Source organism: Cognatundibacterium luofuense, assembly GCF_018139685.1.
Taxonomy (GTDB): Bacteria; Pseudomonadota; Gammaproteobacteria; order Burkholderiales; family Burkholderiaceae_D; genus Undibacterium; species Undibacterium luofuense.
Window position 1 is genome coordinate 1 of the sequence record NZ_JAGSPN010000269.1, and the last position, 371, is coordinate 371.

Genomic DNA, 371 nt, shown 5'->3' on the forward strand with positions numbered 1-371 from the left:
TTTTATTTACCTGCTTTATCTTCGTTCCCGAAAGTCATTTCGGATTCATTGCGCGACCATCCCATCACCATGACTTGCAACGCCGGTGCGACGACTAACAGCATGATGGGCCCCAGCAGCATGCCGCCGACCACCACGACCGCAAGCGGTCTTTGAACCTGGCTGCCAATGCCGGTCGAGATCGCCGCTGGCAGCAAACCTATGCAGGCGGAAAACGCGGTCATCAGCATCGGCCGCATCCTTTGCTCAGCGGCTTCACGCATCGCTTCCAAAGGCGCTTTACCCTCCACGATCAAGTGATTGAAATAAGTAATCACCAGAATGCCATTCATTACCGAGACGCCGAACAAGGAAACGAAACCGATCGCAGC

At 54.4% G+C, this 371-nt stretch carries 1 protein-coding gene; it reads right to left on the reverse strand.

Annotated features, from left to right (window positions below):
* Positions 1–2: 2 nt before the first annotated feature.
* On the reverse strand, positions 3–371 hold a 369-nt coding region (locus tag KDM89_RS20350), incomplete at its 5' end, for an efflux RND transporter permease subunit (RefSeq protein ID WP_212689683.1).